Below are 25,826 nucleotides of genomic sequence, written 5' to 3'. Positions count from 1 at the left end.
GTCCACGCCATGCGTGGATGTGACGTTTGGTAGTGCCGGCCGCTGGCCGGCAACCACGCAATCGCTCGCTTCCGATGCATTACCCCACGCCGTGCAGGTGCTCGTACAGGATCGTCGCGCCGATGATCACCAGGATCACGCCACCGATGATCTCGGCGCGCTTGCCGACCATGCTGCCCAGCACGCGGCCGAGCATGATGCCGACAGTAACCATGGTCAGCGTGCACAGGCCGATGACTGCGGCCATCACACCGATATGCACGTCCATGAAAGCCAGGCCGATACCCACCGCCATCGCATCGATGCTGGTGGCAAAGCCGGTCAGCGCCAGCTTCCAGAAACCGTGGTGCTGCGAAGGATCTTCTTCTTCCTCGGCGTTGTCCGGGCGCAGGCCGTTGTAGATCATGTGGATGCCCAGCGCACCGAGCAGGCCGAAGGCGATCCAGTGGTCGAAGGCTTCCACGTACTGCAGGGCAGCACGGCCGAGCAACCAGCCGATGATCGGTGTGATCGCCTCGATGACGCCGAAGATGATGCCGGCGCGCAGCGCATCGCGGAACACCGGCTTGCGCATTGCCGCACCCTTGCCGATCGCCGCGGCGAAGGCATCGGTGGACATGGCAAAGCCGATCAGGAGGATCGAAATGGGGGACATGGGCGGCTGCTGAAGGTCGGGCAAGGACGGACGCACGGCTCGCGCTCGCGCCCAACCTGACGTTGCGCGCGCGAACCGCTGGTCTCGCCAACCATCATGGTTGTCCACGCCACGGCGCACTGGCCGAGTATGTTGACGTGGACGATTCCTGCGAAGGAATCCGGCTACTCCCCAAGGGGACGCGCAGCTTAGCACCGCGATCCGCGCGCGGCGCATTTCCAGGCAAACGCGCAGGCAGGGCTGGTTTGTATAGCGATGGCTATATCGCGAGCGCAGCGGTGCCTGGTAGTGCCGGCCGCTGGCCGGCACGCGCAAGGGCGAAAGCGTGCCAAGCAAGCTTGGCACCTACCGAAGCGATTTCATGTCTTTCAAGCGATTGCCGGCCAGCGGCCGGCACGACCTCAATCTTCTTCCGGCGGCAGCACGATGGCGTCGTCGTCGATCGCCAGCTTGCCGGCCATCAGCACCGCCTGGGTGCGGTTGGTCACGCCCAGCTTGCGCAGGATGGCGGTGACGTGGGCCTTGATGGTCGCTTCGGAGACGTTGAGGTCGTAGGCGATCTGTTTGTTCAAGCGGCCGGCCCCCAGCATCTGCAGTACGCGGAACTGCTGTGGGGTCAGTTCGCGCAGGCGCTGGCCGACTTCGCGTTCCTCGCGCTCGGTCGGCGGCACGTTGTGCGCTTCCGGTGGTGCCCAGGTCTCGCCATCGAGGATGGTGCCCAGCGCATGGCCGATGGTGTCCGAGTCGGCCGACTTGGGAATGAAGCCGAGCGCGCCGTGGTCGAGCGCGCGCCGCATCACCGTCGCTTCTTCGCGCGCGGAGACCACCACCACCGGCAGGTGCGGGTGCAGCGAGCGCATGTGCACCAGTGCATTGAAACCCTGCGCACCGGGCATGTTCAGGTCCATCAGGACCAGGTCGGCGTCGTTGTGCTGGTCGGCCAGCGCATACAGCGCTTCCACGCTGTCGGCCTCGAACAGCTGCACGCCGGGGATGACCCGCTGCACGGCGCCGCGCAGGGCTTCGCGGAACAGCGGGTGGTCATCGGCAATCAGGAGGGTGGTCATGGTCGGGGGGAACCGTGGGGGAAACTGTTTGGGGTCAGATCCCGTTCCGTCAGGAAGGGGCTCTGACCCCGTAGCGGCCGGAATCTCTGGGGGTCAGAGCCCTTTCCTTGCGGAAAGGGATCCGACCCCTGGATCCGACCCCGGGTTCTGCATCAGCGTACCTTGCGCTCGTCCACCAGCGAGGCCACCACCGACGGGTCGGCCAGGGTCGAGGTGTCGCCGAGCTGGTCCGGTGCGTTCTCGGCGATCTTGCGCAGGATGCGGCGCATGATCTTGCCCGAGCGGGTCTTGGGCAGGCCCGGCGCCCACTGCAGGTGGTCCGGCGTGGCGATCGGGCCGATCTCCTTGCGCACCCAGGCGACCAGTTCCTTCTGCAGTTCGTCGCTCGGGGCCTCTTCGGCCACCAGGGTCACATAGGCGTAGATGCCCTGGCCCTTCACGTCGTGCGGGAAACCGACCACGGCCGCTTCGGCCACCTTCGGGTGCGAAACCAGCGCGCTTTCCACTTCGGCGGTGCCGATGCGGTGGCCGGACACATTGATCACATCGTCAACGCGGCCGGTGATCCAGTAGTAGCCATCCTCATCGCGGCGGCAACCGTCGCCGGTGAAGTAGCTGCCCGGATAGGTACGGAAATAGGTGTCGATGAAACGCTGGTGGTCGCCGTATACCGTGCGCATCTGGCCCGGCCAGGAGTCACGGATGATCAGGTTGCCCTCGGTCGGCCCGTCCTTGATCTCGCCATCGGCGTTGACCAGCGCCGGCTGCACGCCGAAGAAGGGCAGGGTGGCCGAACCGGGCTTGAGGTCCATCGCGCCGGCCAGCGGCGAGATCAGGATGCCGCCGGTTTCGGTCTGCCACCAGGTATCGACGATCGGGCAGCGGCTGTCGCCGACCACGTCGTAGTACCAGCGCCAGGCTTCCGGATTGATCGGTTCGCCGACGCTGCCGAGCAGGCGCAGCGAGGCACGCGAGGTCTTCTTCACCGGCTCCTCGCCCTCGCGCATCAGCGCACGGATGGCGGTCGGGGCGGTGTAGAAAATGCTGACCTTGTGCTTGTCGATGACGTTCCAGAAGCGCGAGGTGTCCGGGTAGTTCGGTACGCCTTCGAACATCAGCGAGGTCGCGCCGTTGGCCAGCGGCCCGTACACGATGTAGCTGTGGCCGGTGACCCAGCCGACGTCGGCGGTGCACCAGTAGATGTCGTCCTCGCGCAGGTCGAACACCGCCTCATGGGTGTAGGCCGCGTACAGCAGATAGCCGCCGGTGGTGTGCAGCACGCCCTTCGGCTTGCCGGTGGAACCGGAGGTATAGAGGATGAACAGCGGGTCTTCGGCGTTCATCCGCTCCGGCTCGCAGCTGGCCGGCTGGCTGTCCACTACATCATGGAACCAGCGGTCGCGCGGGGCCTGCATGTCCACCGCGCCGCCGGTGTGACGCACCACCAGCACGGTTTCCACGGTATTGGTGCCGGGCAGCTTCAGCGCGGCATCGACGTTGGCCTTCAGCGGAATCCTGCGGCCACCGCGCAGGCCCTCGTCGGCGGTGATGATCAACTTGCTCTGGCAGTCACTGACGCGGTCGGCGATCGAGTTCGGCGCAAAGCCACCGAACACCACCGAGTGGATCGCGCCGATACGTGCGCACGCCAGCATGGCCACCGCAGCGTCGACGATCATCGGCAGGTAGATGGTGACCCGGTCGCCCTTCTTGACGCCGAGGTTGCGCAGCGCATTGCCGAGGCGGCAGGTGCGCTCGTACAGCTCGCGATAGGTCACGTGCTGGGCCGGCGCATCCGGGCTGTCCGGCTCGAACAGCAGCGCGGTCTTGTCGCCGCGCTTGTCGAGCTGGCGATCCAGGCAGTTCACGCTGGCGTTGAGCTCGCCATCCTCGAACCACTTGATGTGGAAGTCGGACAGGTCGTAGCTGACGTTCCTGATCTTCGTCGGCTTGCGCATCCAGTCCAGCCGTTCGGCGGCCTTGCCCCAGAAACCATCCGGGTCGGTTACCGAAGCCTGGTACTGCTGTTGGTAGGACGTCTTGTCGATGCGTGCCTTGGCGGCGAACTGCGGATCGACGGGGTAGATATCAGCCATGGCACCCTCACTTGCACGTTGACTTTGTATGTGCGGTCGCAGCATCGCAGCGACCGATCCCCCTCAGTTTGCCCCATCCACCCCCGGCCGCGTCACCACCTTGGTTAGACCATGGTCGAAAGTGAGCGCCCAGCAGGGCCGGGTTCGACCAATGGCGAATACCGCTATACATGAACGCCCCGCAGTCTCGGCTCGACCGTGCCCCACGCGCGGCATCACCTTGCCACTTGGGAGAGAGGGCAACATGAGCCACCGTACGTTGAAAGCCGTGCGCACACCTTTGGCGGCCTGCCTGTTGGTCGCCCTGGTCGCACCGGGCATGGCGTTCGCAGAGACCGCCAAAGAGAAAGCGCTGGAAGCACGCGTTGCCGAACTGGAACGCCAGGTCCAGCTGCTGTTGTCTTCGCAGCAACAACAACAGACCCAGATCACCCAGACCCAGCAGGCCGTAACCGACGTGCGCAGCGTGCAGGCCGCGCAGAAGCCGGTTGCTTCGGTGCCGGCCGGCAAGCAGCCGATCCAGGTCACCACCCTCACCCCGGGCGCGGCGCCGGGCACCACGGTCAAGATCGGCGGCTTCATCAAGGCCGACTTCCTGGCCACCCAGACCAGCGATGGCCAGCTGGCCGACGACGCCACCGGCCGCTCGCTGTACCTGCCGGGCCAGACCCCGGTGGAAGGCGCCGGCGGCAGCGGCAAGCGTTCGGGCACCGACTTCAACGCCCACGCCAAGTTCTCGCGCTTCAACCTCGGCATCGACAACGTGAGCGAATCGGGCAACAAGGCCGGTGCGTTCTTCGAGATGGACTTCTTCGGCAACTCGCTGGGCAACCAGACCGCCACCAACACCTACGGCGTGACCCTGCGTCATGCCTACATGTACTGGAACAACTGGATGGCGGGCCAGACCTGGTCCAACTTCATGGATGCGGCCGCGCTGCCGGAAGCGGTCGACTTTGTCGGCCCCACCGACGGTGTGATCTTCGTACGCCAGGCCCAGGTGCGCTACACCCAGGGCGGCTTCAGCGTCGCACTGGAAAACCCGGAAACCACCACCCTCACCGGTACCCGCAACCCGGTTACCGGCGCCTGGACCAACACCAGCGCCAACTCCGACCGCGGCAGCCTGCCCGACCTGACGATGCGTTACGGCTGGAAGGGTGACTGGGGCACCTTCGGTGTCGGTGGCATCGTCCGCCAGCTGAAGGTCGACAACCAGGCCACCGGCGCCAAGGCCGACAAGGTGGCCGGCGGTCTGACCCTGGGCGGCAAGTGGGTGATGGGTGACAGCGATTCGCTGCACTACCAGCTGACCGGCGGCGAAGGCATCGCCCGCTACATCGGCCTGGGCATCACCGCCGACAGCGCCTACGACGTGGCCCGCGACGAGCTCAACCCGACCGGCGTGCTTGCCGGTTACGTGGGCTGGCGGCATGCCTTCTCGCCGAAGCTGCGCACCAACCTGATCTACGCGCGCAGCGACTACGACAACGACAGCATCCTCGGCCCGCTGGTGACCAAGAGCGTGCAGAGCATCCGCGGCAACATCTTCTACTCGCCACTGCCCAAGGTCGATATCGGTGCGGAGCTGATGTACGGCCGTCGCGAAGTGGAGAACGGCAACAAGGGTGATATCACCCGGTTGCAGTTCACCACGAAGTACAGCTTCTAAGAGCGTGCCGGCCAGCGGCCGGCACCTACCAGAATCGGGGCCGGCCAGCGGCCGGCACCTACCGAATTGAGTGCCGACCCACGGTCGGCACCCACCGACCAAGGTCGGCACCTACAGAGGGAAATGTCCCATGTCCAGCACACCCAGCTCCGCACACAAAGCGGGCACCCTGACCCAGGGCCACAAGAAAGTCATCTTCGCCTCGAGCCTCGGCACGGTCTTCGAGTGGTATGACTTCTTCCTGTACGGCTCGCTCGCGGCCATCATCGCCAAGCAGTTCTTCAGTGGCGTCAATGAAACCACGGGCATGATCTTCGCCCTGCTGGCGTTTGCCGCCGGCTTCTTCGTGCGTCCGTTCGGCGCGGCCTTCTTCGGCAGCCTTGGCGACCGCATCGGCCGCAAGTACACCTTCCTGGTCACGATCCTGATCATGGGCATCTCGACCTTCCTGGTCGGCGTGCTGCCCAATTACGCCTCGATCGGCTTCGCCGCGCCGGTGATCCTGATCGTGCTGCGCCTGGCCCAGGGCCTGGCGATGGGCGGCGAGTACGGTGGTGCCGCCACCTACGTGGCCGAGCATGCCCCGGACGACAAGCGTGGCCTGTACACCAGCTTCATCCAGTGCACCGCCACGCTGGGTCTGTTCATGTCGCTGCTGATCATCCTGGCCTGCCGCTACTTCCTGGGCAATGAGGCCTTCGAAGCCTGGGGCTGGCGCATTCCGTTCCTGGTCTCGATCCTGCTGCTGGGCATCTCGGTGTGGATCCGCCTGCAGCTGAGCGAGTCGCCGTTGTTCCAGCAGATGAAGTCGGAAGGCAAGGGCTCCAAGACCCCGTTCCGTGACAGCCTGAAGGGCGGCAACCTGAAGCTGATGCTGCTGGTCCTGCTCGGTGCGGCGGCTGGTCAGGCCGTGGTCTGGTACGGCGGCCAGTTCTACGCGCTGTTCTTCCTCAGCAGCATGCTGAAGGTCGACGCCACCACCTCCTATCTGCTGATTGCCGCGGCGCTGGCGCTGGGCGTGCCGTTCTTCATCTTCTTCGGCTGGCTGTCCGACCGTATCGGCCGCAAGAAGATCATCCTGGCCGGCTGCCTGCTGGCCGCCGTCACCTACATCCCGATCTTCAAGGGCCTGACCCACTTCGCCAACCCGGCCATCGAAGAGGCCCGCAGCAGCTCGCCGGCACTGGTCGTGGCCGATCCGAACACCTGCTCGTTCCAGTTCGATCCGGTGGGTCTGCGCAAGTTCACCAGCTCCTGCGACGTGGCCACCGCTGCGCTGACCAAAGCCGGCGTGCCGTATGACGTGCAGCCTGCCGCCGCCGGTTCGCTGGCGATGGTGAACGTGGGCAGCGCCAGCGTCACCTCGTATGAAGCCGCTGGCCTGACCAAGGAAGAAGGCAAGGCCAAGGCCGATGCGTTCGGTGCGGAACTGAAGACCGCCCTGACCACCGCCGGCTACCCGGCCAAGGCCGACGGCGCGCGCATCAACATCGCCGGCACGGTGTTCATGCTGTGGCTGCTGGTGCTGTACGTGACCATGGTCTACGGCCCGATCGCTGCCTACCTGGTGGAACTGTTCCCGACCCGCATCCGCTACACCTCGATGTCGCTGCCGTACCACATCGGCAACGGCTGGTTCGGTGGCTTCCTTCCGGCGATCTCGTTCGCGCTGGTAGCCGGTACCGGCAACCTGTACTACGGCCTGTGGTACCCCATCATCATCGCGCTGATGTCGGTGGTGATCGGCGGCCTGTTCCTGCGCGAGACCAAGGACGTGGATATCACCAAGTAGGAATGATGGTCATCGGATGAAAGAGAGGCCGCGGTGCAGACCGCGGCCTTTCTGTTTGTGGAAATGCGGTAGATGAGGCGGGGTAGAGTCGACTGTTAGTCGACTGCTGTTGGCGGTACCTCTGAAAACCCCGCGCTGCGCGCGATAGTCGACTGACAGTCGACTCTACCCGCCATACAGCGCCGCTCTCTGCGAAGGCGTGAACTCGAAAATTCCGGCATCGATCAGCGTCCTGTAGTAGTCCATGTTTACTGGACCTGGCGGGTCGCAGCGCAGAAGGTTGTCGAGGGAACTATCGGGTGCATCCGATGGGCTCAGGCGGCCTGAGGCATAGTCCTCTGCGGTAGGGCGCCCATCCGCGACGGCCAGGTCAGGGAAGGCCGGAGATACCCAGATGCCAGCGTCATTGAACTGCCCTCCACAGAATTGCCCGGTCTGACGCGCGAGCAGGCAGCCGCTGAACGTGTCGATGAATCCGCAGTATTGCCTTTCGTGCTCAGAACGGCGCCCATCCGGAAATCCAAGCTGACCGGATTCCAACTCGGTGATCAGCACGTATCGACCGTCAGGAGATGTCATCGGCTGGGTATTGTGCTCGAACAGCGTGTGAGATCGCGCACTCATCTCCAAACGGCGCACCAGCTTGCCCTGCTTCATCACAGACAGGTTCCGGTAACGACCGCTCTGCTCACCGTCGTATCGCAGTGTGATATTGCTGCCAGCGTGTACCAGTTCCCCGCTGTCAGTCTTCGCATCCTCCGTTGAAACCAGTGTTGCGAGCACGGTGAAGATCAAGCTCAACAAGTTCATTCTCCAGGAAGCCTTCATTTGCAGGCGAGGGGCGCGATGGGCATTAGGGGCTTGTGGCGGCCATTTCCATGCAGTCACCCTCTTCCGCCAGTTGCCGCCTTGAGAACTCCTTGATGCAGAACAAGCGCTGTTCACTTTCGTCGCCTGCCTGCCCAATCTGAATGAGCAACTGATCGGATCCCGGACAACGCGCAGCGCGGGCTACAACGAGGTTGCATACAGGAACAAATGGGAAGTGCACCTCATGGCGTGGGATGTTCAGCCTCTCGTTCCAAGCTTCGAACGGAAAGAGCAAGTGCAACAGCCCGTCCACCGCTTCATCTCCGCGTGGTCGTGTGAGGACGACATCCGGTGCATCCTTCAGCAATGTGACATAGGCATCCAGAAGGCGACGGCCGCGCTGCTCGTGTTCTGCCGGTGTCGTCGTTCGGCGCAGGGCCGCGTAGTGGGGAAAGAGGCTCTCTACATCAGGGGCATCGCAGACTACGGTCGATCTTGAGGGCTCATCGACAGGAGTCTGTCGCCGGCAGATCGTTCGTTCCAGCCTGTCCGCGAGTGCGTTGAGCACCGTGCCGATGCTGGCGCCGGGCGTGGCATCGCCATCGAGCTCGCCGACGAGGGCGGCCAGGCGGTCGCCCACCAGCGCGATGTGGTCGCGCTCGAAGTCCAGGACAGCATCTTTGGAATCAATGGGCTGCGCGTGGGTATCGACGGATCCGGCAACGAGAAGGCATCCGATGAAGAAGGCATGCACCTGTCGCATCACTTCATGTTCGCAGTGGTGGAAGTACACGACTTTCAGGACATCGATGCCGTATGACCATGAAACAAGTACGAATTTGCACATCGTTCTATCGTGTAGGGGCAAGGTGGTGCATCCAGACGCGCGGCAGAGTGGGCGTTGTAGGCGGGACTGACAATCTATGACGCGAACGGCCCGACTTCGCGTCATGTACCACCGTTTCGCATAGCATGCGTGATTCATCGAATCGGAACCGGCCATGCACCGCCTTTCTCTCGCAGCGGCCATCACGGTAACAACGGCGCCGACCAGCGCACCAACACAGATGGCACCGACAAAGCGCCTGTCGTGCGGGACGGAATGGACTACGCGCAGGCGCGCAGGGTGCTTTCAGGCCACCCTCGGGTAGTGGAATCACTCGTCGCCGGGAATCGACAAGGTAGCGCCCAGATAGAGCGCAGATCACCCGCGATCCGGGAAGCATGCGAGACGGAGAAGGTCTGGTTGTCCTGGAACGACGCTGTACCCAATGCAACGTTGGTGACCTGCGACTGTAGTTGCACTTCGCATGACAATTCCGGCTGGCTGGTCGAAACAGGATTGAAGGACGATGTACCTCGGGTGCGCCGCGTCACCCTGGGCAAAGTGTCCGGTGTTGTTGAGTTCAATCGTTATGGTGAGCGCGTTCCTGACACATTCACGTCGCAACCGTGGTGCTCTGGCATCAAACCGAAAATGCCGATCAATGCGGTCTTTGCGACGTTGATGAAGCAGCCCACCGAGGCCGGTGATGCACCCTACTGCTTTACACCCCATTTCTTCGTAGGCACCCCAAGTGCCCCGCTGCGGATGACTCCAATGTCAGGCGAAGGTTTCTCCGATGCCCCGGCAGCAGAGTCGATGCTGATTGCAAGGGAGGTCGAGATCCTGCGTGAGTGGCAGTTGGAGCATGAGCCTGAGTAGGCCTGTGTGACTCAACGGTCGGCACCTCCGGGTTTCCAGGGGTCTCGGCCATACGGTTCATGGGGTCAGATCCCTTTCGCGCGCGAAAAGGATCTGACCCCGTCGGATAATGCGGCACGCCGTATAGTCGGCCCATGACCACCATCACCCCGGCCGACCTCCCCGCCCTCCTGCACACCCTGCGCAGCGCCTGGCATTCGCAGCGGCCCACGCTCGACCAGCGCGAGCACGACCTGCGGCGCCTGCGCGACGCACTGAAGGCGCGCCTGGATGAAATGGCTGCGGCCATCGCCGAAGACTTCGGCCACCGCGCCCACGTTGAATCGAAACTGGCCGATGGCATGAGCGTGCTGTCAGCCATCGACCACCTGCGCCGCCACCTGCGGCGCTGGTCGAAACCGCAGCGGGTGGGTGCGGGCTGGCGACTGTGGCCGGCGCGCGCGCAGCTGCGGCCGACGCCGCTGGGCGTGGTCGGGGTGATCTCGCCCTGGAACTACCCGGTCACGCTGGCACTGGTGCCGCTGGCCACCGCCATCGCCGCAGGCAACCACGTGCTGTTGAAGCCGTCCGAACATACCCCGCGCACCAGCGCGTTCCTGGCCGATCTGCTGGCCAGCGTGTTTCCGCCCGAACGCGTGGCGGTGGTGCAGGGTGGGGCGGACGTGGCCGCGGCGGTGTCCTCGCTGCCGCTGGACCATCTGCTGTTCACCGGCTCGACGGCCATTGGCCGCAAGGTGATGGCGGCGGCCGCCGAGCATCTGGTGCCGGTCACGCTGGAACTGGGTGGCAAGTCGCCGGCCATCGTCTGCCACGATTTCCCACTGGAAAAGGCCGCCGCGCGGCTGGCCACCGGCAAGTGGTTCAACGCAGGGCAGACCTGTATCGCGCCGGATTACGTGCTGATCGATACCGCGCGCCAGCGCGAGTTCGTACAGGCGCTGCAGCAGCAGGTGCGCGAACGCTACGGCGATTTCAGCGATGCCGGCGACTACACGCGGATCATCAACGACGGCCAGTACCGGCGCCTGCAGGGCTATCTGGCGCAGGCGCGCGAACGCGGCGTGCCGGTCATCCCGCTGGCGCAGGTGGATGAGGCGCGTGCCGACCGCGAGCGCCTGCTGGTGCCGACCGTGGTGCTGGACCCGCCCGACGACCTGGAACTGATGCGCGAGGAGATCTTCGGCCCGATCCTGCCGGTGCGCGCTTATCCGGACCTGGAGGCGGCGCTGGCTGATGTACTGTCGCGCGACCGGCCGTTGGCGCTGTACCCCTTCAGCCATGACACGGCGACGGTGGAGCGCATCCTAGGCCAGGTGGTGGCGGGCGGGGTGACGGTGAATGACACGCTGCTGCACTTCGCTGCTGATGGCCTGCCGTTTGGCGGGGTGGGCGCCAGCGGCATGGGCGCCTACCACGGCCGGGCCGGCTTCGATGCGATGAGCAAGCGGCTGCCGGTGCTGTGGCAGTCGCGCTGGGCGGCCAGTGACCGGCTGCGGCCGCCGTATTCGAGGATTGCGGGGTTGTTGCGGTTCCTGCTGCGGTAACGTCGCTGGGGTTCATGGGGTTGCCGGCCAGCGGCCGGCACTACCGGTAGGTGCCAACCCTGGTTGGCACACGGGGCATCCACGCGCCAACCAAGGTTGGCGCCTACCAAAGCAGGGCCGGGTAGAATGCCCCTATGAAGATCGCCTCGTGGAACGTCAATTCGCTCAATGTCCGCCTGCCGCACCTGGAGCAGTGGCTCAAGGCGTTCGGCCCGGACATCGTCGGTATCCAGGAAACCAAGCTGGAGGACCACAAGTTCCCCGATTCGGCGCTGATCGCCGCGGGCTACCGCAGCGTGTTCGCCGGCCAGAAGACCTACAACGGCGTGGCCCTGCTGTCGCGTGAGCCGGCGCAGGACGTGCAGATCGGCATTCCCGGCTTCGAGGACGAGCAGAAGCGTGTCATCGCCGGCACCTTTGGCGACCTGCGCGTGATCAACCTGTACGTGGTCAACGGCCAGGACATCGGTACCGACAAATACGACTACAAGCTGCGCTGGTTGGAGGCGGTGCACGCGTGGATCGCCGAAGAACTGCAGCGCCACCCGAAGCTGATCGTGATGGGCGACTTCAACATCGCCCCGGATGCGCGCGACGTGCACGACCCGGAGGTGTGGAACGAGAACCACATCCTCACCTCCACCGCCGAGCGCGGTGCACTCAACAAGCTGCTGCAGCTGGGGCTGCACGATGGCTTCCGCCTGCACAACGACGAAGCCGGCGTGTTCAGCTGGTGGGATTACCGCGCGGCCGGCTTCCGCCGCAACCTGGGCCTGCGCATCGACCTGACCCTGGTCTCCGATGCGCTGAAGGCCAGCGCGGTGGCGTCGGGCATTGATCGCGAGCCGCGCACCTGGGAACGCCCGAGCGACCATGCGCCGGCGTGGGTGCAATTGGGATGAATGAACCGGGCCCGACGATTGCCGGGCCCGTTCTGCAACGCCTGCCGGCCAGCGGCCGGCACGACCCTCAGATCACCGTATGCTCTTGCGGGTGAACAGGTTGACGATCGCCAGCAGGATCACCGCACCGATCAGCGAGAACAGGAAGGTGCGGAGGGTGATCGCTTCGTTGATGCCGCCGCCGAACAGCCAGCCGGAAATCAGCGCGCCGACGATGCCGACCACGATGTTGAGGATGATGCCCTGCTGGGCATCACGCTTCATGATGATGCTGGCCAGCCAGCCTACGATGCCGCCGACGATCAGCCAGATGATGATGCCCATGATCGAACCTCCGGTGGGAAACTGTGACCAGTTGACGCGCTCGGCCGTGAACCCGTCGTGCAATTGCGTGATGGGCGCGTGCGGATGAGCCTGCCAGCCACCCTCGACGGCCCCTGGCGCTTCGGCCCGGTCACGGTCTGGCGGCGCCCGCACGTGCCCGGCCAGCGCGGCGAACCGCAGGCACGCCAGGTACTGGCACAGGCACTGGGCACCGATCCGGAGACGCTGCCGCTGGTCCGCGACGACAAGGGCCGGCCGGAGCTGAGCGGCGCGCTGGCCCACTACGGCACCGGCTGGAGCCACAGCGGCGAGGTGCTGCTGGTGGCGCTGGGCGAGGGCGTCCGCCTGGGCGTCGACCTGGAGCTGCTGCGGCCGCGCGCGCGGCTGCTGGAGATCGTGCAGCGCTTCTTCCACCCCGCCGAGGTGGCCTGGCTGGAAAGCCTGGACGAGGCCGGCCGCGAGCATTGGTTCTTCCGCGTGTGGTGCGCCAAGGAGGCGATGCTCAAGGCCCACGGGCAGGGTATCTCGTTCGGCCTGCACCGCCTGCAGCTGGCGCCAGGGGCCGATGGCGCCCTGCACCTGCGCTGGTGCGACCCGGAACTGGGCGAGGCCGTGCGCTGGCATCTGCATGAGTGGCAGGCCACCGGGCAGTTCCGCGCCGCATTGGCCTGGCATGCCGATTGACGCCGCGCACCGAAGCGGGGAATCAGCGTGCAAAACCGGCGATAATGCCGGCATGAGCGAACACCCACTTCCCGCCAGCGTGGCCGCCACGCTGGAACAGGGCCTGGCCAGCATGGGCCTGGACGCCGCGCTGGCGCCGCCGCTGCTGCGCTACCTGGCCCTGCTGCACCGCTGGAACGGCACCTACAACCTCACCGCTATCCGCGACCCGCAGGAGATGGTCACCCGCCACCTGCTCGACTCGCTGGCGATGCAGCCGTTCGTGGCCGATGGCAGCCTGGCCGATCTCGGTACCGGCCCCGGCCTGCCCGGCATCCCGCTGGCCATCGCCTGCCCGGGCCTGCAGGTCACCCTGGTGGAAAGCAACGGCAAGAAGGCCCGCTTCATGCGCGAGGCGGTGCGCCAGCTCGGCCTGGGCAATGCCCGCGTGGCCGAATCGCGTGCCGAGGCGCTGGACGAGGCTGGTCGCTACGACCAGCTGACCGCGCGCGCGATGGACACCCTGGCCGGCATCGTCCGTGTCGGCGGCCACCTGCTGCGCCCTGGTGGCGTACTGCTGGCCATGAAAGGCGTCTATCCCCATGAGGAGATCGCGGAGCTGCCGGCCGGCTGGCAGGTGCGCGAGGTGACCCCGCTGAGCGTGCCCGGCCTGGCCGGCGAACGTCACCTGGTCACCGTTACAGGTCCTTGATTGCCGTCGCCAGCCCCTTGTGGAACAACGGGTTGGCGATTCACGATTTCCGCCCGGGGCCGGTTGTACGCATAATGACCGGTCCCAACCATCCGTCGACGAGGCACACCTGCATGGCCCGCATCATCGCCATCGCCAACCAGAAGGGTGGCGTCGGCAAGACCACGACCGCCGTCAACCTGGCCGCTTCCCTGGCCAACGCACCCAAGCGCGTGCTGCTGGTCGACCTTGATTCGCAGGGCAACGCGACCATGGGCAGCGGCGTGGACAAGCGCGAGCTGGCCGCCTCCACCTGCGATCTGCTGCTCGGCGAGAACAGCGCCGCCGACGTGCGCGTGCAGACCGCCGAGGGCTACGACCTGCTGCCCGGCAACATCGACCTGACTGCGGCCGAGATCCAGCTGATGGGCGAGAGCGAGCGCGAGCAGCGCCTGAAGCGTGCGCTGGCGCCGATCCGCGAGGAGTACGACTTCATCCTGATCGACTGCCCGCCGGCGCTGTCGCTGCTGACGCTCAACGCGCTGGCCGCTGCCGATTCGGTGATCGTGCCGATGCAGTGCGAGTACTACGCACTGGAAGGCCTGAGCGCGCTGGTGGAAACCATCGAAGCGCTGCGCACCAGCCTGAACCCGGCGCTGGAGATCGAAGGCGTGCTGCGCACCATGTTCGATGTGCGCAACAACCTGGCCAACGCGGTGTCGGCCGAGCTCACCGAGCACTTCGGCGACCGCGTGTTCCGCACCATCGTGCCGCGCAACGTGCGCCTGGCCGAGGCACCCAGCCACGGCCAGAGCATCGTCGGCTACGACCGCGCCTCGCGCGGTGGCGTCGCCTACCTGGGCCTGGCCGGCGAGATCATCCGCCGCAACAACGAACGCAACAAGGCCGCCAAGGCCGTGGAGACCGTCTGATGACCAGCAGCAAGCCGGCAGCCAAGAAGCGGGGCCTCGGCCGTGGCCTGGATGCGCTGCTGGGCCCGAAAGGCGCGGTCAGCCAGGTGCAGGCCACCACCGCGGTGATCGAGCCGCTGCCGGGTGAGGTGCTGCGCAAGCTGGCCGTGGGCCAGCTACAGCCGGGCAAGTACCAGCCGCGCCGCGAAATGGACGAGGGCAAGCTGTCCGAGCTGGCCGATTCGATCAAGTCGCAGGGCGTGATCCAGCCGATCCTGGTGCGCCAGCTGCCGGCGGGCAACTACGAAATCGTCGCCGGTGAACGCCGCTGGCGCGCTTCGCAGCTGGCCGGCCTGGACGAAGTGCCGGTGGTGGTGCGCGAGCTGGAAGACCGCACCGTCATCGCGATGGCGCTGATCGAGAACATCCAGCGCGAAGACCTCAACCCGCTGGAAGAAGCCGAGGCGCTGCAGCGCCTGATCAGCGAGTTCACTCTCACCCACGCCGAGGCCGCCGAGGCCGTCGGCCGCTCGCGCGCGGCGGTGTCCAACCTGCTGCGCCTGCTGGAGCTGCCGGTGGCGATCCGCCTGCTGCTGGAAACCCGCCGTCTGGAAATGGGCCACGCCCGCGCGCTGCTGACCCTGGCCCCCGAGCTGGCCGGCAAGCTGGCGCAGGAAGCGGCCGATGAAGGCTGGTCGGTGCGCGAGGTCGAGCGCCGTGCGCAGGCCTTCGCCGCCGGCAAGGTGCCGAGCAACCGCCCGGTGGCCACGCCGAAGGTGCAGCAGGCCGACATCGCCTCGCTGGAAACCGAGCTGTCCGAAGCGCTCGGCGCCAAGGTCGCGATCAATCACGGCCGTGGCGGCAAGGGCAAGCTGATCATCCATTACACCGACCTGGACACCCTGGACGGCGTGCTGGAAAAGCTGCGTACGCGCCAGGGCTGAGCCCGGCGCCACATCACGCGGGCCGACGCATCCCCGCGACGTCGGCCACGCCGTTGGCAGCGGGGCGCTTTGATCGAGACCCGCGATGACCATCCTGCTCACCGGCGCTGCCGGCTTCATCGGTGCCTACACCGCCCGCGCGCTGCTGGAGGCCGGTCAGGCCGTGGTCGGCCTGGACAACTTCAACGACTACTACGACCCGCAGATCAAGCGTGATCGCGTGGCTGCGCTGTGCCCGGCGCTGGACCTGCGCACACTGGACCTGACCGACCGCGACGGCCTGGCCGCGCTGTTCGATGAGGTGCAGCCGACCGCCGTGATCCATCTGGCCGCACAGGCCGGCGTGCGCTACTCGCTGGAAAACCCGCAGGCCTACGTCGACAGCAACCTGGTCGGCTTCGTCAACATGCTCGAGCTGTGCCGCCATCGCGGCGTGCAGCACCTGGTGTATGCCTCCAGCAGCTCGGTGTATGGCGATTCGGCCACGCCGCCGTTCTCCGAAGACCAGCGCGTGGACCAGCCGCGCTCGCTGTACGCGGCCACCAAGGCCGCCAACGAGCTGATGGCCTACACCTATGCGCAGCTGTACGGCCTGCACGCCACCGGCCTGCGCTTCTTCACCGTGTATGGCCCGTGGGGCCGGCCGGACATGGCGCCGCTGCTGTTCTCGCGCGCGGTGCTGGCCGGGCGGCCGATCGACGTGTTCAACGAAGGTCGCATGCAGCGCGATTTCACACATGTTTCCGACATCGTGGCCGGTATCCTCGGCGCGCTCGCGCATCCGGCCGATGGTCCGGTGCCGCACCGGGTGTTCAACCTCGGCAACCATACGCCGGTCGAGCTGGAGCGCTTCATCGGCGTGATCGAGCAGGCGGCCCGCCGTCCTGCGCAGAAGGTCTACAAGCCCATGCAGCCCGGCGACATGGTGCGCACGATGGCCGATACCCGGCGCGCCCATGACGCTTTCGGCTTCGATGCGGTGACCCCGATCGAACAAGGCCTGCCGCCCGTCGTGGCGTGGTGCCGCGAGTATTTTGGCGACCGCGCCTGAGGAGGGATCCTCACGCCGCCGGGTTCATCTTCGGATAACCTCGGTTTCGGAGAATGCGCGGTCTTTGTTTCCCTTTGGCCGAGTGCCTTATGAGCCAACCCGAGCTTTCCGTTGTCGTTCCGGTGTTCAACGAGCGTGACAACGTCGCACCGCTGGTCGCTGAAATCACCGCTGCGCTGCGCGGCCGTCTGCCGTTCGAGATCGTCTACATCGACGACCACTCGCGCGATGACACCCTGGCCGTGCTGCAGGGCCTGAAGGCGACCACGCCGGAACTGCGGGTGCTGCACCACGTGAACCAGAGCGGGCAGAGCACCGCCGTGCGCACCGGCGTCAAGCATGCACGGGCGCCCTGGATCGCCACTCTCGATGGTGACGGCCAGAACGATCCGGCCGATATTCCCAAGCTGTTGGCCGCGCGCGATGCCGCCGAGGCGCAGGTGAAGCTGTTCGCCGGCTGGCGCGTCAACCGCCAGGACAGCGGCAGCAAGCGCTGGGCCAGCCGCTGGGCCAACGCCATCCGCGCACGCATGCTGCGCGACGACACCCCCGATACCGGCTGCGGCATCAAGCTGTTCGAGCGCAGCGCGTTCCTCGACCTGCCGTACTTCGACCACATGCACCGCTACCTGCCGGCGCTGATGCAGCGCGCCGGCTGGAAGACCACCAGCGTGCCGGTCAACCACCGCCACCGTACGGCCGGCGTGTCCAAGTACAACAACCTGGGCCGCGCGCTGGTCGGCATCCGCGACCTGCGCGGCGTGGCCTGGCTGATCACCCGCAGCAAGCGCACCGCGGTGGAGGAGCGTTGATGGATCTGGAGCTGCACTGGCTGGACCAGCCGCTGACCTGGCTGTACTGGACCGGCCTGCACGTGACCGGCTGGAAGCTGATCGGCTACACCGGCGCGCTGATGTTCGGCGGCCGCTGGCTGGTCCAGTTCATCGCCTCCAAGCGCGCCGGCAAGCCGGTCATCCCGCGCCTGTTCTGGTACATGAGCGTGGTCGGCAGCCTGATGACGCTGAGCTACTTCCTGTTCTCGGCCAAGCAGGACTCGGTGGGTGTGCTGCAGAACCTGTTCCCGGCGTTCACCGCGCTGTACAGCCTGCACCTGGACATCAAGCACCGCGGCTGGAAGCGCGACAGGGCCAGCCATTGAGGCTGCGCCGGGATGCGGTCTGCCGTGTGTAGAGTCGACTGTCAGTCGACTTTCGCGCGGAGCGCGGACTTTGCCACGTCTGGCGGGAGAGCAGCCGACTAACAGTCGGCTCTACCCAGTCGGCTCTACCACGCGCCTACGGCGCTGCAGGCAGGACCTTCGTCCCATGCCACCGGCGGTGGGCGGTGCCATGATCGGGGTCTGCCTTCCCGGGAACCTGTGCTCGTGAAAACCCGTCTTGCCGTTGCCCTGCTGATCGCCCTGTCCGCCCCCGCCGTGGCCCTGGCCGCGCCGCCCGCCGCTGCCGCGCCAGCCAGCGTGGCCACCGAATCGCCTGCCGATGCCGCCTTCCGCGCGCTGTATGAGAAGGAATGGAAGTGGCGCCAGCAAGGCGGCGGCGAGGCCAGCGAAGATGAAGACGCGCCGGCCAATGCCACCCGCATGCCCGACGTCGGCCCGGCCGCGCAGCAGGCGCGCCTGAAGGTCTGGGACGAAACCCTGGCCGCATTGAAGAAGATCGACCCGAAGACCCTGTCGGCCGACAACCAGGTCAACTACGCGATCTACCACGACCAGGTGTTCAACCTGGCCGAGGAAGTGCGCCTGCGCGGCTACGAGATGCCGTTCAACGCCGACTCCTCGTTCTGGTCCAACCTGTCCTTCATGGCCCGGCGCGAGATGAAGACCGCGCAGGACTACCAGAACTACATCGCCCGCCTGAATGATGTGCCGCGCTACTTCGGCCAGCAGACCGAGAACATGCGCGCCGGCCTGAAGCGTGGCTTCAGCGTGCCGCGTGCGGTGCTCGATGGCCGCGAGGTGTCCATCGCCACCGTCGCCGAGCTGATGGACCCGACCGAATCGCCGCTGTACGCGCCGTTCAAGAAGCTGCCCAACAGCATTCCGGCCGCCGAGCAGGCCAAGCTGCAGGCGCAGGCGCGTGAAGCGATCAGCGGCAAGGTGGTGCCGGCGTTCCAGCAGCTGCGCACCTTCTTCGTCAACGAGTACGTGCCGCAGGCGCGCACCACCCTGGCCGCCGAAGCGATGCCCGATGGCAAGGCGTACTACAAGCAGCAGATCCATGAATACACCACGCTGGACCTGTCGCCGGACGAGATCCACCGCATCGGCCTGGACGAAGTCGCTCGCATCCAGGGCGAGATGAACGACATCATCAAGCAGGTGAAGTTCAAGGGCAGCTTCGCCGAGTTCCTGACCTTCCTGCGCACCGACCCGCAGTTCTACGCCAAGACCCCGCAGGAGCTGCTGTCGCGTGCCGCGTGGATTTCCAAGCGTGCCGATGGCCAGCTCGGCAAGTACATGACGCTGCCGCGCGCGCGCTTCACCATCGTGCCGGTGCCGCCGGATATCGCGCCGTTCTGGACCGCCGGCCGTGGTGGCATGGGCACCTACTGGCTCAACACCTACAACCTGCCGTCGCGCCCGCTGTACAACCTGCCGGCGCTGACCCTGCATGAATCCGATCCGGGCCACGCGCTGCAGGGCGCCATCGCCGCCGAGCAGAAGAACCTGCCCGAGTTCCGCCGCAACGCCTACATTTCCGCCTATGGCGAAGGCTGGGCGTTGTACTGCGAGAAGCTGGGCGTGGAGATGGGCATCTACGAAACCCCGTACGAGGATTTCGGCCGCCTGACCTACGAAATGTGGCGTGCGGCGCGCCTGGTGATCGACACCGGCGTGCACAGCAAGGGCTGGACCCGCGAGCAGGCACTGGCCTACCTGCGCGACCACACCGCGCTGAGCGAGCATGAAGTGACCACCGAAGTGGACCGTTACATCTCCTGGCCGGGGCAGGCGCTGAGCTACAAGCTGGGCGAGATCGCCATCGTGCGCCTGCGTGCGCAGGCCGAGAAGGAGCTGGGCGACAAGTTCGACATCAAGGGTTTCCACGACACCCTGCTGAAGCAGGGCTCGGTGCCGCTGCCGGTGCTGGAACAGCAGATCCAGGCGTACATCGCCGAGCGCAAGAAGGCCTGACCATTCCAGGGTAGTGCCGGCCGCTGGCCGCCAACCTGGATCGGGTCAGAGCCCCGCCCGATGGGCGGGGATCCGACCCGGTCACGGGGTCGGATCCCTTTCCCACGGAAAGGGCTCCGACCCCCTCTCAGCTCACCCCACCGCCCGCGGCTTGGCCACGCGCGCGGCAAACGTCGGCAGCACCAGCAGGGTCAGTACGGTGGCGGTGATCAGGCCGCCGATCACCACCGTCGCCAGTGGCTTCTGCACTTCCGCACCGGAACCACTGGCAATGGCCATCGGAATGAAGCCGACGATCGCCACCAGCGCCGTGGTCAGCACCGCGCGGATGCGGCTGGAGGCACCGTTGATCGCCGCCTGCAGCGGCAGATCACCGGCATCCAGGCGTTCGCGGATCGCCTGCATCAGCACCAGGCCGTTCAAGGTCGCCACGCCGGAGACGGCAATGAAGCCGACCGCCGCCGATACCGAGAACGGCATGCCACGCAGCAGCAGCGCGAGGATGCCACCGACCAGTGCCAGCGGCACGCAGCTGAACACCAGAATGGCTTCCTTGCCGCTGCGCAGGGCCATGAACAGCAGGCTGCCGATCAGCAGGAACACCACCGGCACCACCGTCGCCAGCCGCTTCTCCGCACGCTGCAGGTTCTCGAACTGGCCGCCCCAGGTCAGGTAGGCGCCCGGCGGCAGTGCCACGTCGGCCACGGCGGCCTGCGCCTCGCCGACGAAGCCGCCCAGGTCACGCCCACGCACATTGGCCTGCACCACCACGCGGCGGCTGCCGTTGTTGCGGCTGATCTGGTTCGGTCCTTCGCTGACCGTGATACGCGCTACCGACGACAGCGGAATCACCAGCCCCGACGGCGTGGCGATCGGCAGTGACGCCAGCTGGTCCGGATCGTTGCGCGAGGCATCGTCCAGCCTTACCACCACGTTGAAGCGGCGATCCCCTTCGAAGATCTTGCCGGCCGCAGTACCGCCGATGCCGGTGGACAACGCATCACTCACATCCGCCGCGGTCAGCCCGTACTGCGCCGCTGCCACATGGTCGATCGCCACGTTCAGCGTGGGCAGGCCGGAGATCTGCTCCACCCGCACGTCGGCCGCGCCATCCACCGCGCGCAGCTTCAGTGCCACCTGGTCGGCCACCTTCTGCAGCTGGCTGAAGTCATCGCCGAAGATCATTACGGCCAGGTCGGTACGCACGCCGGAAATCAGCTCGTTGAAGCGCAGCTCGATCGGCTGGCTGAACTCGAAGCTGTTGCCCAGCTGCTGCCCGGCCAGTTTTTCGAAGCGCGCTACCAGTGCGTCCTTGGCCAGCTTCGGATCGGGCCAGTCCTTGCGCGGCTTCAGCACGATCACGCTGTCGGAAATGTTGGTCGGCATCGGGTCGATCGCCGCCTCGGCAGTACCGGTGCGCGAGAACACGGTTTCCACTTCCGGCTGTTTGGCGATCGCCTTTTCCAGCGCCAGCTGCATCGCCAGCGACTGCTCCAGCGAGGTCGATGGCACGCGCAGGGCCTGCATCGCCACGTTGCCTTCATCCAGCGTCGGCATGAACTCGCGGCCCAGCAGCGAGAACGAGCCGATGCCCACCACCACCATCATCACCGCACCGGCCAGCACCGTGCGCGGGTGTGCCACGGCCTTGCGCACCACCGGCTCGATGCGCGCGCGCAGCACACGGATCAGCTTGGTTTCGTGCTCGCCATCGTCGGCGTGTGCATCGCCGTCTTTCACCTTGGGCTCGCGCACCAGCAACGCGGCCATCGCCGGCACGAAGGTGAAGGAGAAGATGAAGGCACCGATCAGGGCCAGCATGAAGGTGGCCGCCATCGGGTGGAACGTCTTGCCCTCCACACCTTCCAGGGTGAGGATCGGCGCGAACACCAGCAGGATGATCAGCTGGCCGAAGGCCGCCGGGCGCGCCATCTTCAGCGCCGAATCGGCGGCCACGCGGAGGCGTTCCATCGCGGTCAGCGCACGGCCCAGTTCGGCGCGGCGCTGGCCCAGCATCAGCAGCGTCGATTCGACCACGATCACCGCACCGTCGACCAGGATGCCGAAGTCCAGCGCACCCAGGCTCATCAGGTTGCCGCTGATGCCGAAGCGGTTCATGCCGATCACTGCGAACAGGAACGACAGCGGAATCACCAGCGCGGTGATCGTCGCCGCACGCAGGTTGCCCAGCAGCAGGAACAGCACCACCACCACCAGCAGCGCACCTTCGGTGAGGTTCTTGGCCACGGTCTTGATGGTCGAATTGACCAGCACGCTGCGGTCCAGCACCGGCGCGGCCACGATGTCGGCCGGCAGCGATTTGTTCACCTGTTCAAGGCGCGCCGCAGCGGCCTGCGCCACAGTGCGGCTGTTGCCACCGGCAATCATCAGCGCGGTACCGAGCACGGCTTCGTGGCCGTTGCGGCTGGCTGCACCCAGGCGCGGCGCGCGGCTCAGTTCCACGGTGGCCACATCGGCCACGCGCACCACCACGCCATTGCGGGTGGCCACCGGCGCCTGTGCAAGATCGTCGGTGGTCAGCGCCAGGCCATCGGCACGTACCACCAGGCCTTCGCCGGCACGCTGCACGAAACCGGCACCGGCCTGCACATTGGAACGCTGCAGCGCGGTGACCAGGTCGGCCAGGCCGAGGCCGTGCGCGGCCAGCCGCGCGCTGTCCGGATGCACGCCGTATTCCTTGACGTAGCCGCCGACCGTATCGACACCGGCCAGCCCCGGGCTGGAGCGCATCTGCGGCGCGATGATCCAGTCCTGCACGGTACGCAGGTAGGTCGCGCGTTCTTCCGGCGTGCGCAGCAGGTTGCCTTCCGGTGTGCGGTAGACCTCACCGGCCTGCCAGCCGGCTTCACCGGGCTTGGCCAGCCTGGCTGGATCGAACGTGGTGAAGTCCACCGTCCACATCAGCACTTCGCCAAGGCCGGTGGTGACCGGCGACAGCATCGGCGATGCGCCATCGGGCAGGTCATCGGCCGCTTCGCGCATGCGCTCGGCCACCTGCTGGCGCGCGAAGTAGATGTCGGTGGCATCGGTGAAGATCGCGGTCACCTGCGAGAAGCCATTGCGCGACAGCGAACGGGTGGTGGTCAGGCCGGGAATGCCGGCCAGCGCGGTCTCCAGCGGGTAAGTCACTTGCCGCTCGATCTGCTCCGGGGTCAGCGCCGGCGCCACCGTGTTGATCTGCACCTGGCGGTTGGTGATGTCCGGCACCGCGTCGATCGGCAGCTTGCCCAGCTGGAACAGGCCCACCGCAGCGATCAACGCCGCCATGAACACCACCAGCCAGCGGTGGCGCACCGCTGTTTCAATGATCAGCTTGAACATGGTCGCCTCCTCAGTGGCCGTGCTCGGCTTCGCCCTTGGCCAGTTCGGCCTTGAGCAGGAAGGCGTTGGCACCGACGATGCGCTCGTTTCCGGTCAGCCCACCGAGGATCTCGATGCGGTCGCCGGCGCGGCGTCCGGCCAGGACCGGCTGCGCCTTGAAGCCGCCATCGACGGCGACGAATACTGCGCTGCCGCCATCGACGTTCTGCACCGCATCGGCGGGCACGCTGAGCGAACCGTCCTGGCCTTCGGTGACCACCACCGCCGACACCGGCGAACCGGCCGGCGGCAGCGAGGCATCCACCGGTGTGGCGCGGATCACCGCGACGCCACCCTGCTGGCGCACATCGGCGGCCGAGCCGGTAACGGTGGCGGTGAAGCTGCCCCCCGGCACGCTTACTTCCAGCTTCATGCCCGGCGTCACCTGCGCGGCCAGCGCCGGCGGTGCGGTGAACACCAGCTCGTTCATCGCCGGGTCGGCGACGTCGGCCACCGCGCTGCCGGCGGCGACCACGCCACCCGGGGTGACCTGCACGTTGCCGACGATGCCGGCCACCGGGCTGGTGATGCGCACGCGACCACTGGCGTCGGGCGCACCGTTGGCTGCGGCCTGCGCCTGCGCGGCAGCGGCCTGCGCCTGTGCCGCCAGCGAACGTGCGCGCGAGGCTTCCATTTCCTGGCGCGCGACCACGCCCTGGTCGACCAGGGCCTTGTCACGGCCATAGGCCAGGCGCGCGGCCTCGGCCTCGGCCGATGCAGCCAGCGCGTTGGCACGGAACACCGCCGCCTCGCCGCTGACCACGATGGCCAGTGCCTGGTTCTGCTTCACTGCGGTGCCCGGTGCAACCAGCACGCGTTCGACGCGGCCGGTCACGGTGGAGGCCACCGATGCACGCGCACCGACCGAGGGCTCGACCCGGCCGGCGAGGCGGGTTGAACCGCCACCGCCACGACCGACGGCAACCACTTCGATACCGGAGGCCCTGATCTGTTCCGGGGTCAGCTGTACCACGCCTTCATCGGCGTCTGCCGGCGCCTTCGCGGTTTCTGCCTTGGCCTCCTTGCTGTCGGCGGCATGGCCGTGGCCATCGTCGGCGCCGGCCTTGGCCGCAGCGGGGTCTTCATTCGCCGGCGTCTGCGCGTTGCCGGCGCAGCCAGCCAGGAACACGGTCAGCAGGAGGCCGCCGATCAAGGAGAAGGAACGGGAGAGAGTCATGGGGCCTCCACAAAAGGTGCGCGCCCTTCCAGGCGGGCAAGATCGATTTCCGCGCCGACGCGCGACAAGCGCGCATCCACGGCGGTGCCGCGGGCGGCGATGAGGGCGCTGCGTGTGCTGCGCAGTTCCAGCTGCGAGATGCGTCCGGCGTCGAAGCCGATGCGTGCAAGGCGATACGCCTCTTCGGCGGCGACCACGCTTTCATCGGCGGCGCGGGTACGGCTGCCAGCTGCCTTCAGCCCGGCTACGGCAGACAGGCGCTCGGCCTCGCTGTCGCGGCGCTGCTGGTCCAGCCGCGCTTCGGCCGCGCGCTGGTCGGCGTTGGCGGCGCGGATGCCGCCACGGTTGCGGTCGAACAGCGGGATGCTGAGGCTGAGCCCGAGGTTGTAGGCACGCTCGCCGCCTTCGCGGAAGCGGGTCTGCGCGGCGGTGACGCTGAGGTCGGGCAGGGCGCGCTTGCGCTCCACGTCCACCAGCTTGCCCGCCGCATCAGCTTCGGCTTCGGCGATGCGCACCGCCAGCGCGGTATCGGTGGCACCGCGCGGCAGCGGCGGCGCGCGGTCGAGCAGGCTGTTGTCGATCGACTGCACCGGCGCATCCAGCAGTGCGGTACCGGCCAGGCGGGCCAGTGCGGCATCGCGGAACGCCTGTGCTTCATCCAGCGACGCCGTGGCGTTGGCCACTTCGCTCTGTGCCTGCACGGCGCGCAGCTGCGGTTCGCGGCCCTGCTTGACCATCGCATTGACGGCAGCCGCATCGTCGCGGGTCAGGGTCAGCGCTTCGCCGGCGAGGGCGTAACGACGCAATGCACTTTCCGCCTGTGCGTAGACCGCCGCCAGTTGGCTGGCGACATCACTGCGGCTCTGCGAACCACGCAGGGCAGCGGCTTGTGCCTCGGCCCGGGCGGCACGAACACGCGCGCCACGCTGGCCCCAGACCTCCAGCGGCTGGGACAGGGTGAGCACGGTGTCGGCCTTGCCCATGCCGCGGTAGGTGCCGGAGCCCCAGGCGTTTTCAGCCGACCAGGAAAGGGAGGGATTGGGCAGCGCACGGGCCTGGTCGGCGCGCGCATCGGCGGCCTCGGCCAGTGCCGTACCCACACGGGTGCCGGGCAGCTGGTCCAGGCGTTCAAGCAGGGTGTCGTAGGAGGGGGCGGCTTGCGCCATCACCGATGCCGCCGGGGCCAGGCCCAGCAACACGGCGACGACCAGCCCGGCCGCACGCAGCGACCGAGGTGTCAGGATCGACATAGGGGGATTCCGGTTGTGAGTGAAACGGGAGCCC

At 66.7% G+C, this 25,826-nt stretch carries 22 protein-coding genes and 1 riboswitch; of the genes, 13 read left to right on the top strand and 9 right to left on the bottom strand.

The window, feature by feature from the left end:
* Window positions 1–79 precede the first annotated feature (79 nt).
* The 3 genes from C9412_RS16630 to acs all read right to left on the bottom strand — a co-directional run bounded on the left by C9412_RS16630 (window position 80) and on the right by acs (window position 3,818).
* Window positions 80–655 carry a manganese efflux pump MntP family protein gene (locus tag C9412_RS16630; protein WP_107232655.1) on the bottom strand — a complete coding sequence of 192 codons (576 nt, stop codon included), beginning with the start codon at window positions 653–655 and terminating at the stop codon, window positions 80–82.
* A 10-nt stretch (window positions 656–665) separates the two neighbouring features.
* A riboswitch (yybP-ykoY riboswitch) is annotated at window positions 666–834 on the bottom strand.
* A 222-nt stretch (window positions 835–1,056) separates the two neighbouring features.
* Window positions 1,057–1,722 (bottom strand): response regulator transcription factor, encoded by a 666-nt coding sequence (locus C9412_RS16625; protein WP_005411662.1) that lies wholly within the window; start codon window positions 1,720–1,722, stop codon window positions 1,057–1,059.
* Between the two features lie 152 nt (window positions 1,723–1,874).
* The gene (gene acs / locus C9412_RS16620) at window positions 1,875–3,818 is read right to left on the bottom strand and encodes an acetate--CoA ligase (RefSeq protein ID WP_107232654.1); all 1,944 of its coding nucleotides are present in this window, start codon (window positions 3,816–3,818) and stop codon (window positions 1,875–1,877) included.
* Between the two features lie 244 nt (window positions 3,819–4,062).
* Here acs and C9412_RS16615 point away from each other — a divergent pair, with 244 nt between their 5' ends.
* Together C9412_RS16615 and C9412_RS16610 are read left to right on the top strand one after the other, a co-directional pair.
* The gene (locus tag C9412_RS16615; RefSeq protein ID WP_107232653.1) at window positions 4,063–5,490 is read left to right on the top strand and encodes a DcaP family trimeric outer membrane transporter; all 1,428 of its coding nucleotides are present in this window, start codon (window positions 4,063–4,065) and stop codon (window positions 5,488–5,490) included.
* Window positions 5,491–5,620: 130 nt separating this feature from the next.
* Entirely contained in the window at window positions 5,621–7,282 is a 1,662-nt protein-coding gene (locus C9412_RS16610; RefSeq protein ID WP_107232652.1) for an MFS transporter, read from the top strand.
* Window positions 7,283–7,447: 165 nt separating this feature from the next.
* Here the strand turns inward: C9412_RS16610 and C9412_RS16605 are convergent, their stop codons facing one another.
* Together C9412_RS16605 and C9412_RS20620 are read right to left on the bottom strand one after the other, a co-directional pair.
* Complete coding sequence (locus tag C9412_RS16605) at window positions 7,448–8,083, bottom strand: hypothetical protein (RefSeq protein WP_146160150.1); 636 nt, start codon at window positions 8,081–8,083, stop codon at window positions 7,448–7,450.
* A 52-nt stretch (window positions 8,084–8,135) separates the two neighbouring features.
* A complete protein-coding gene (locus tag C9412_RS20620) occupies window positions 8,136–8,939 on the bottom strand; it encodes a hypothetical protein (RefSeq protein WP_146160151.1) in 804 nt (267 codons plus the stop codon).
* A gap of 129 nt (window positions 8,940–9,068) precedes the next feature.
* Here C9412_RS20620 and C9412_RS20615 point away from each other — a divergent pair, with 129 nt between their 5' ends.
* From C9412_RS20615 to xth, 3 genes are all read left to right on the top strand, one after another.
* The gene (locus C9412_RS20615) at window positions 9,069–9,797 is read left to right on the top strand and encodes a hypothetical protein (protein WP_146160152.1); all 729 of its coding nucleotides are present in this window, start codon (window positions 9,069–9,071) and stop codon (window positions 9,795–9,797) included.
* A gap of 134 nt (window positions 9,798–9,931) precedes the next feature.
* Window positions 9,932–11,341, top strand: coding sequence for a coniferyl aldehyde dehydrogenase (locus C9412_RS16590; protein WP_107232648.1), 1,410 nt, complete (start codon window positions 9,932–9,934; stop codon window positions 11,339–11,341).
* Between the two features lie 134 nt (window positions 11,342–11,475).
* On the top strand, window positions 11,476–12,243 hold the full coding sequence (gene xth, locus C9412_RS16585) for an exodeoxyribonuclease III (RefSeq protein ID WP_107232647.1): 768 nt from the start codon (window positions 11,476–11,478) through the stop codon (window positions 12,241–12,243).
* Between the two features lie 72 nt (window positions 12,244–12,315).
* Here xth and C9412_RS16580 read toward each other — a convergent pair whose 3' ends face one another.
* Entirely contained in the window at window positions 12,316–12,567 is a 252-nt protein-coding gene (locus C9412_RS16580) for a GlsB/YeaQ/YmgE family stress response membrane protein (protein ID WP_014648887.1), read from the bottom strand.
* 84 nt (window positions 12,568–12,651) lie between these two features.
* On the opposite strand from C9412_RS16580, the gene C9412_RS16575 reads away from it, so the two are divergent.
* The 8 genes from C9412_RS16575 to C9412_RS16540 all read left to right on the top strand — a co-directional run bounded on the left by C9412_RS16575 (window position 12,652) and on the right by C9412_RS16540 (window position 19,984).
* Window positions 12,652–13,251, top strand: a complete 600-nt coding sequence (locus C9412_RS16575) for a 4'-phosphopantetheinyl transferase superfamily protein (RefSeq protein WP_107232646.1) — start codon at window positions 12,652–12,654, stop codon at window positions 13,249–13,251.
* A gap of 52 nt (window positions 13,252–13,303) precedes the next feature.
* Window positions 13,304–13,942 (top strand): 16S rRNA (guanine(527)-N(7))-methyltransferase RsmG, encoded by a 639-nt coding sequence (gene rsmG, locus C9412_RS16570; protein WP_012481632.1) that lies wholly within the window; start codon window positions 13,304–13,306, stop codon window positions 13,940–13,942.
* 113 nt (window positions 13,943–14,055) lie between these two features.
* The gene (locus C9412_RS16565) at window positions 14,056–14,853 is read left to right on the top strand and encodes a ParA family protein (protein ID WP_106549809.1); all 798 of its coding nucleotides are present in this window, start codon (window positions 14,056–14,058) and stop codon (window positions 14,851–14,853) included.
* The gene (locus C9412_RS16560; protein ID WP_008267278.1) at window positions 14,853–15,776 is read left to right on the top strand and encodes a ParB/RepB/Spo0J family partition protein; all 924 of its coding nucleotides are present in this window, start codon (window positions 14,853–14,855) and stop codon (window positions 15,774–15,776) included. Before C9412_RS16565 ends, C9412_RS16560 begins: the two co-directional genes overlap by 1 nt.
* Window positions 15,777–15,861: 85 nt before the next feature.
* Complete coding sequence (locus tag C9412_RS16555) at window positions 15,862–16,827, top strand: NAD-dependent epimerase/dehydratase family protein (RefSeq protein WP_107232645.1); 966 nt, start codon at window positions 15,862–15,864, stop codon at window positions 16,825–16,827.
* 89 nt (window positions 16,828–16,916) lie between these two features.
* Window positions 16,917–17,639, top strand: a complete 723-nt coding sequence (locus C9412_RS16550) for a glycosyltransferase family 2 protein (RefSeq protein ID WP_049443806.1) — start codon at window positions 16,917–16,919, stop codon at window positions 17,637–17,639.
* Complete coding sequence (locus tag C9412_RS16545) at window positions 17,639–17,986, top strand: lipid-A-disaccharide synthase N-terminal domain-containing protein (protein ID WP_162292089.1); 348 nt, start codon at window positions 17,639–17,641, stop codon at window positions 17,984–17,986. Before C9412_RS16550 ends, C9412_RS16545 begins: the two co-directional genes overlap by 1 nt.
* Before the next feature lie 225 nt (window positions 17,987–18,211).
* A complete protein-coding gene (locus C9412_RS16540; protein WP_107232644.1) occupies window positions 18,212–19,984 on the top strand; it encodes a DUF885 family protein in 1,773 nt (590 codons plus the stop codon).
* 132 nt (window positions 19,985–20,116) lie between these two features.
* Here C9412_RS16540 and C9412_RS16535 read toward each other — a convergent pair whose 3' ends face one another.
* Genes C9412_RS16535 through C9412_RS16525 form a run of 3 tightly spaced genes read right to left on the bottom strand, consistent with a single transcriptional unit; the run spans window position 20,117 to window position 25,792 of the window.
* Window positions 20,117–23,326, bottom strand: coding sequence for a CusA/CzcA family heavy metal efflux RND transporter (locus C9412_RS16535; RefSeq protein WP_107232643.1), 3,210 nt, complete (start codon window positions 23,324–23,326; stop codon window positions 20,117–20,119).
* Window positions 23,327–23,336: 10 nt separating this feature from the next.
* The gene (locus tag C9412_RS16530; RefSeq protein ID WP_107232642.1) at window positions 23,337–24,542 is read right to left on the bottom strand and encodes an efflux RND transporter periplasmic adaptor subunit; all 1,206 of its coding nucleotides are present in this window, start codon (window positions 24,540–24,542) and stop codon (window positions 23,337–23,339) included.
* Window positions 24,539–25,792, bottom strand: coding sequence for a TolC family protein (locus C9412_RS16525; RefSeq protein WP_107232641.1), 1,254 nt, complete (start codon window positions 25,790–25,792; stop codon window positions 24,539–24,541). The genes C9412_RS16530 and C9412_RS16525 overlap by 4 nt, the downstream gene beginning before the upstream one ends.
* Window positions 25,793–25,826 lie beyond the last annotated feature (34 nt).

Source organism: Stenotrophomonas sp. Nf1 (assembly GCF_003028475.1).
In the GTDB taxonomy this organism is placed as follows: domain Bacteria; phylum Pseudomonadota; class Gammaproteobacteria; order Xanthomonadales; family Xanthomonadaceae; genus Stenotrophomonas.
The sequence above is the reverse complement of the archived record's forward strand: the minus strand, read 5'-3'. Positions and strand labels throughout refer to the sequence as shown.

What these genes read in the sequence shown, in the direction of transcription:
- C9412_RS16630 (WP_107232655.1), bottom strand. Translation starts at nt 655, where the DNA reads ATGTCCCCCATTTCGATCCTCCTGATCGGCTTTGCCATGTCCACCGAT.
- C9412_RS16625 (WP_005411662.1), bottom strand. Translation starts at nt 1,722, where the DNA reads ATGACCACCCTCCTGATTGCCGATGACCACCCGCTGTTCCGCGAAGCC.
- acs (WP_107232654.1), bottom strand. Translation starts at nt 3,818, where the DNA reads ATGGCTGATATCTACCCCGTCGATCCGCAGTTCGCCGCCAAGGCACGC.
- C9412_RS16615 (WP_107232653.1), top strand. Translation starts at nt 4,063, where the DNA reads ATGAGCCACCGTACGTTGAAAGCCGTGCGCACACCTTTGGCGGCCTGC.
- C9412_RS16610 (WP_107232652.1), top strand. Translation starts at nt 5,621, where the DNA reads ATGTCCAGCACACCCAGCTCCGCACACAAAGCGGGCACCCTGACCCAG.
- C9412_RS20620 (WP_146160151.1), bottom strand. Translation starts at nt 8,939, where the DNA reads ATGTGCAAATTCGTACTTGTTTCATGGTCATACGGCATCGATGTCCTG.
- C9412_RS16590 (WP_107232648.1), top strand. Translation starts at nt 9,932, where the DNA reads ATGACCACCATCACCCCGGCCGACCTCCCCGCCCTCCTGCACACCCTG.
- xth (WP_107232647.1), top strand. Translation starts at nt 11,476, where the DNA reads ATGAAGATCGCCTCGTGGAACGTCAATTCGCTCAATGTCCGCCTGCCG.
- C9412_RS16580 (WP_014648887.1), bottom strand. Translation starts at nt 12,567, where the DNA reads ATGGGCATCATCATCTGGCTGATCGTCGGCGGCATCGTAGGCTGGCTG.
- C9412_RS16575 (WP_107232646.1), top strand. Translation starts at nt 12,652, where the DNA reads ATGAGCCTGCCAGCCACCCTCGACGGCCCCTGGCGCTTCGGCCCGGTC.
- rsmG (WP_012481632.1), top strand. Translation starts at nt 13,304, where the DNA reads ATGAGCGAACACCCACTTCCCGCCAGCGTGGCCGCCACGCTGGAACAG.
- C9412_RS16565 (WP_106549809.1), top strand. Translation starts at nt 14,056, where the DNA reads ATGGCCCGCATCATCGCCATCGCCAACCAGAAGGGTGGCGTCGGCAAG.
- C9412_RS16560 (WP_008267278.1), top strand. Translation starts at nt 14,853, where the DNA reads ATGACCAGCAGCAAGCCGGCAGCCAAGAAGCGGGGCCTCGGCCGTGGC.
- C9412_RS16555 (WP_107232645.1), top strand. Translation starts at nt 15,862, where the DNA reads ATGACCATCCTGCTCACCGGCGCTGCCGGCTTCATCGGTGCCTACACC.
- C9412_RS16550 (WP_049443806.1), top strand. Translation starts at nt 16,917, where the DNA reads ATGAGCCAACCCGAGCTTTCCGTTGTCGTTCCGGTGTTCAACGAGCGT.
- C9412_RS16545 (WP_162292089.1), top strand. Translation starts at nt 17,639, where the DNA reads ATGGATCTGGAGCTGCACTGGCTGGACCAGCCGCTGACCTGGCTGTAC.
- C9412_RS16535 (WP_107232643.1), bottom strand. Translation starts at nt 23,326, where the DNA reads ATGTTCAAGCTGATCATTGAAACAGCGGTGCGCCACCGCTGGCTGGTG.
- C9412_RS16530 (WP_107232642.1), bottom strand. Translation starts at nt 24,542, where the DNA reads ATGACTCTCTCCCGTTCCTTCTCCTTGATCGGCGGCCTCCTGCTGACC.
- C9412_RS16525 (WP_107232641.1), bottom strand. Translation starts at nt 25,792, where the DNA reads ATGTCGATCCTGACACCTCGGTCGCTGCGTGCGGCCGGGCTGGTCGTC.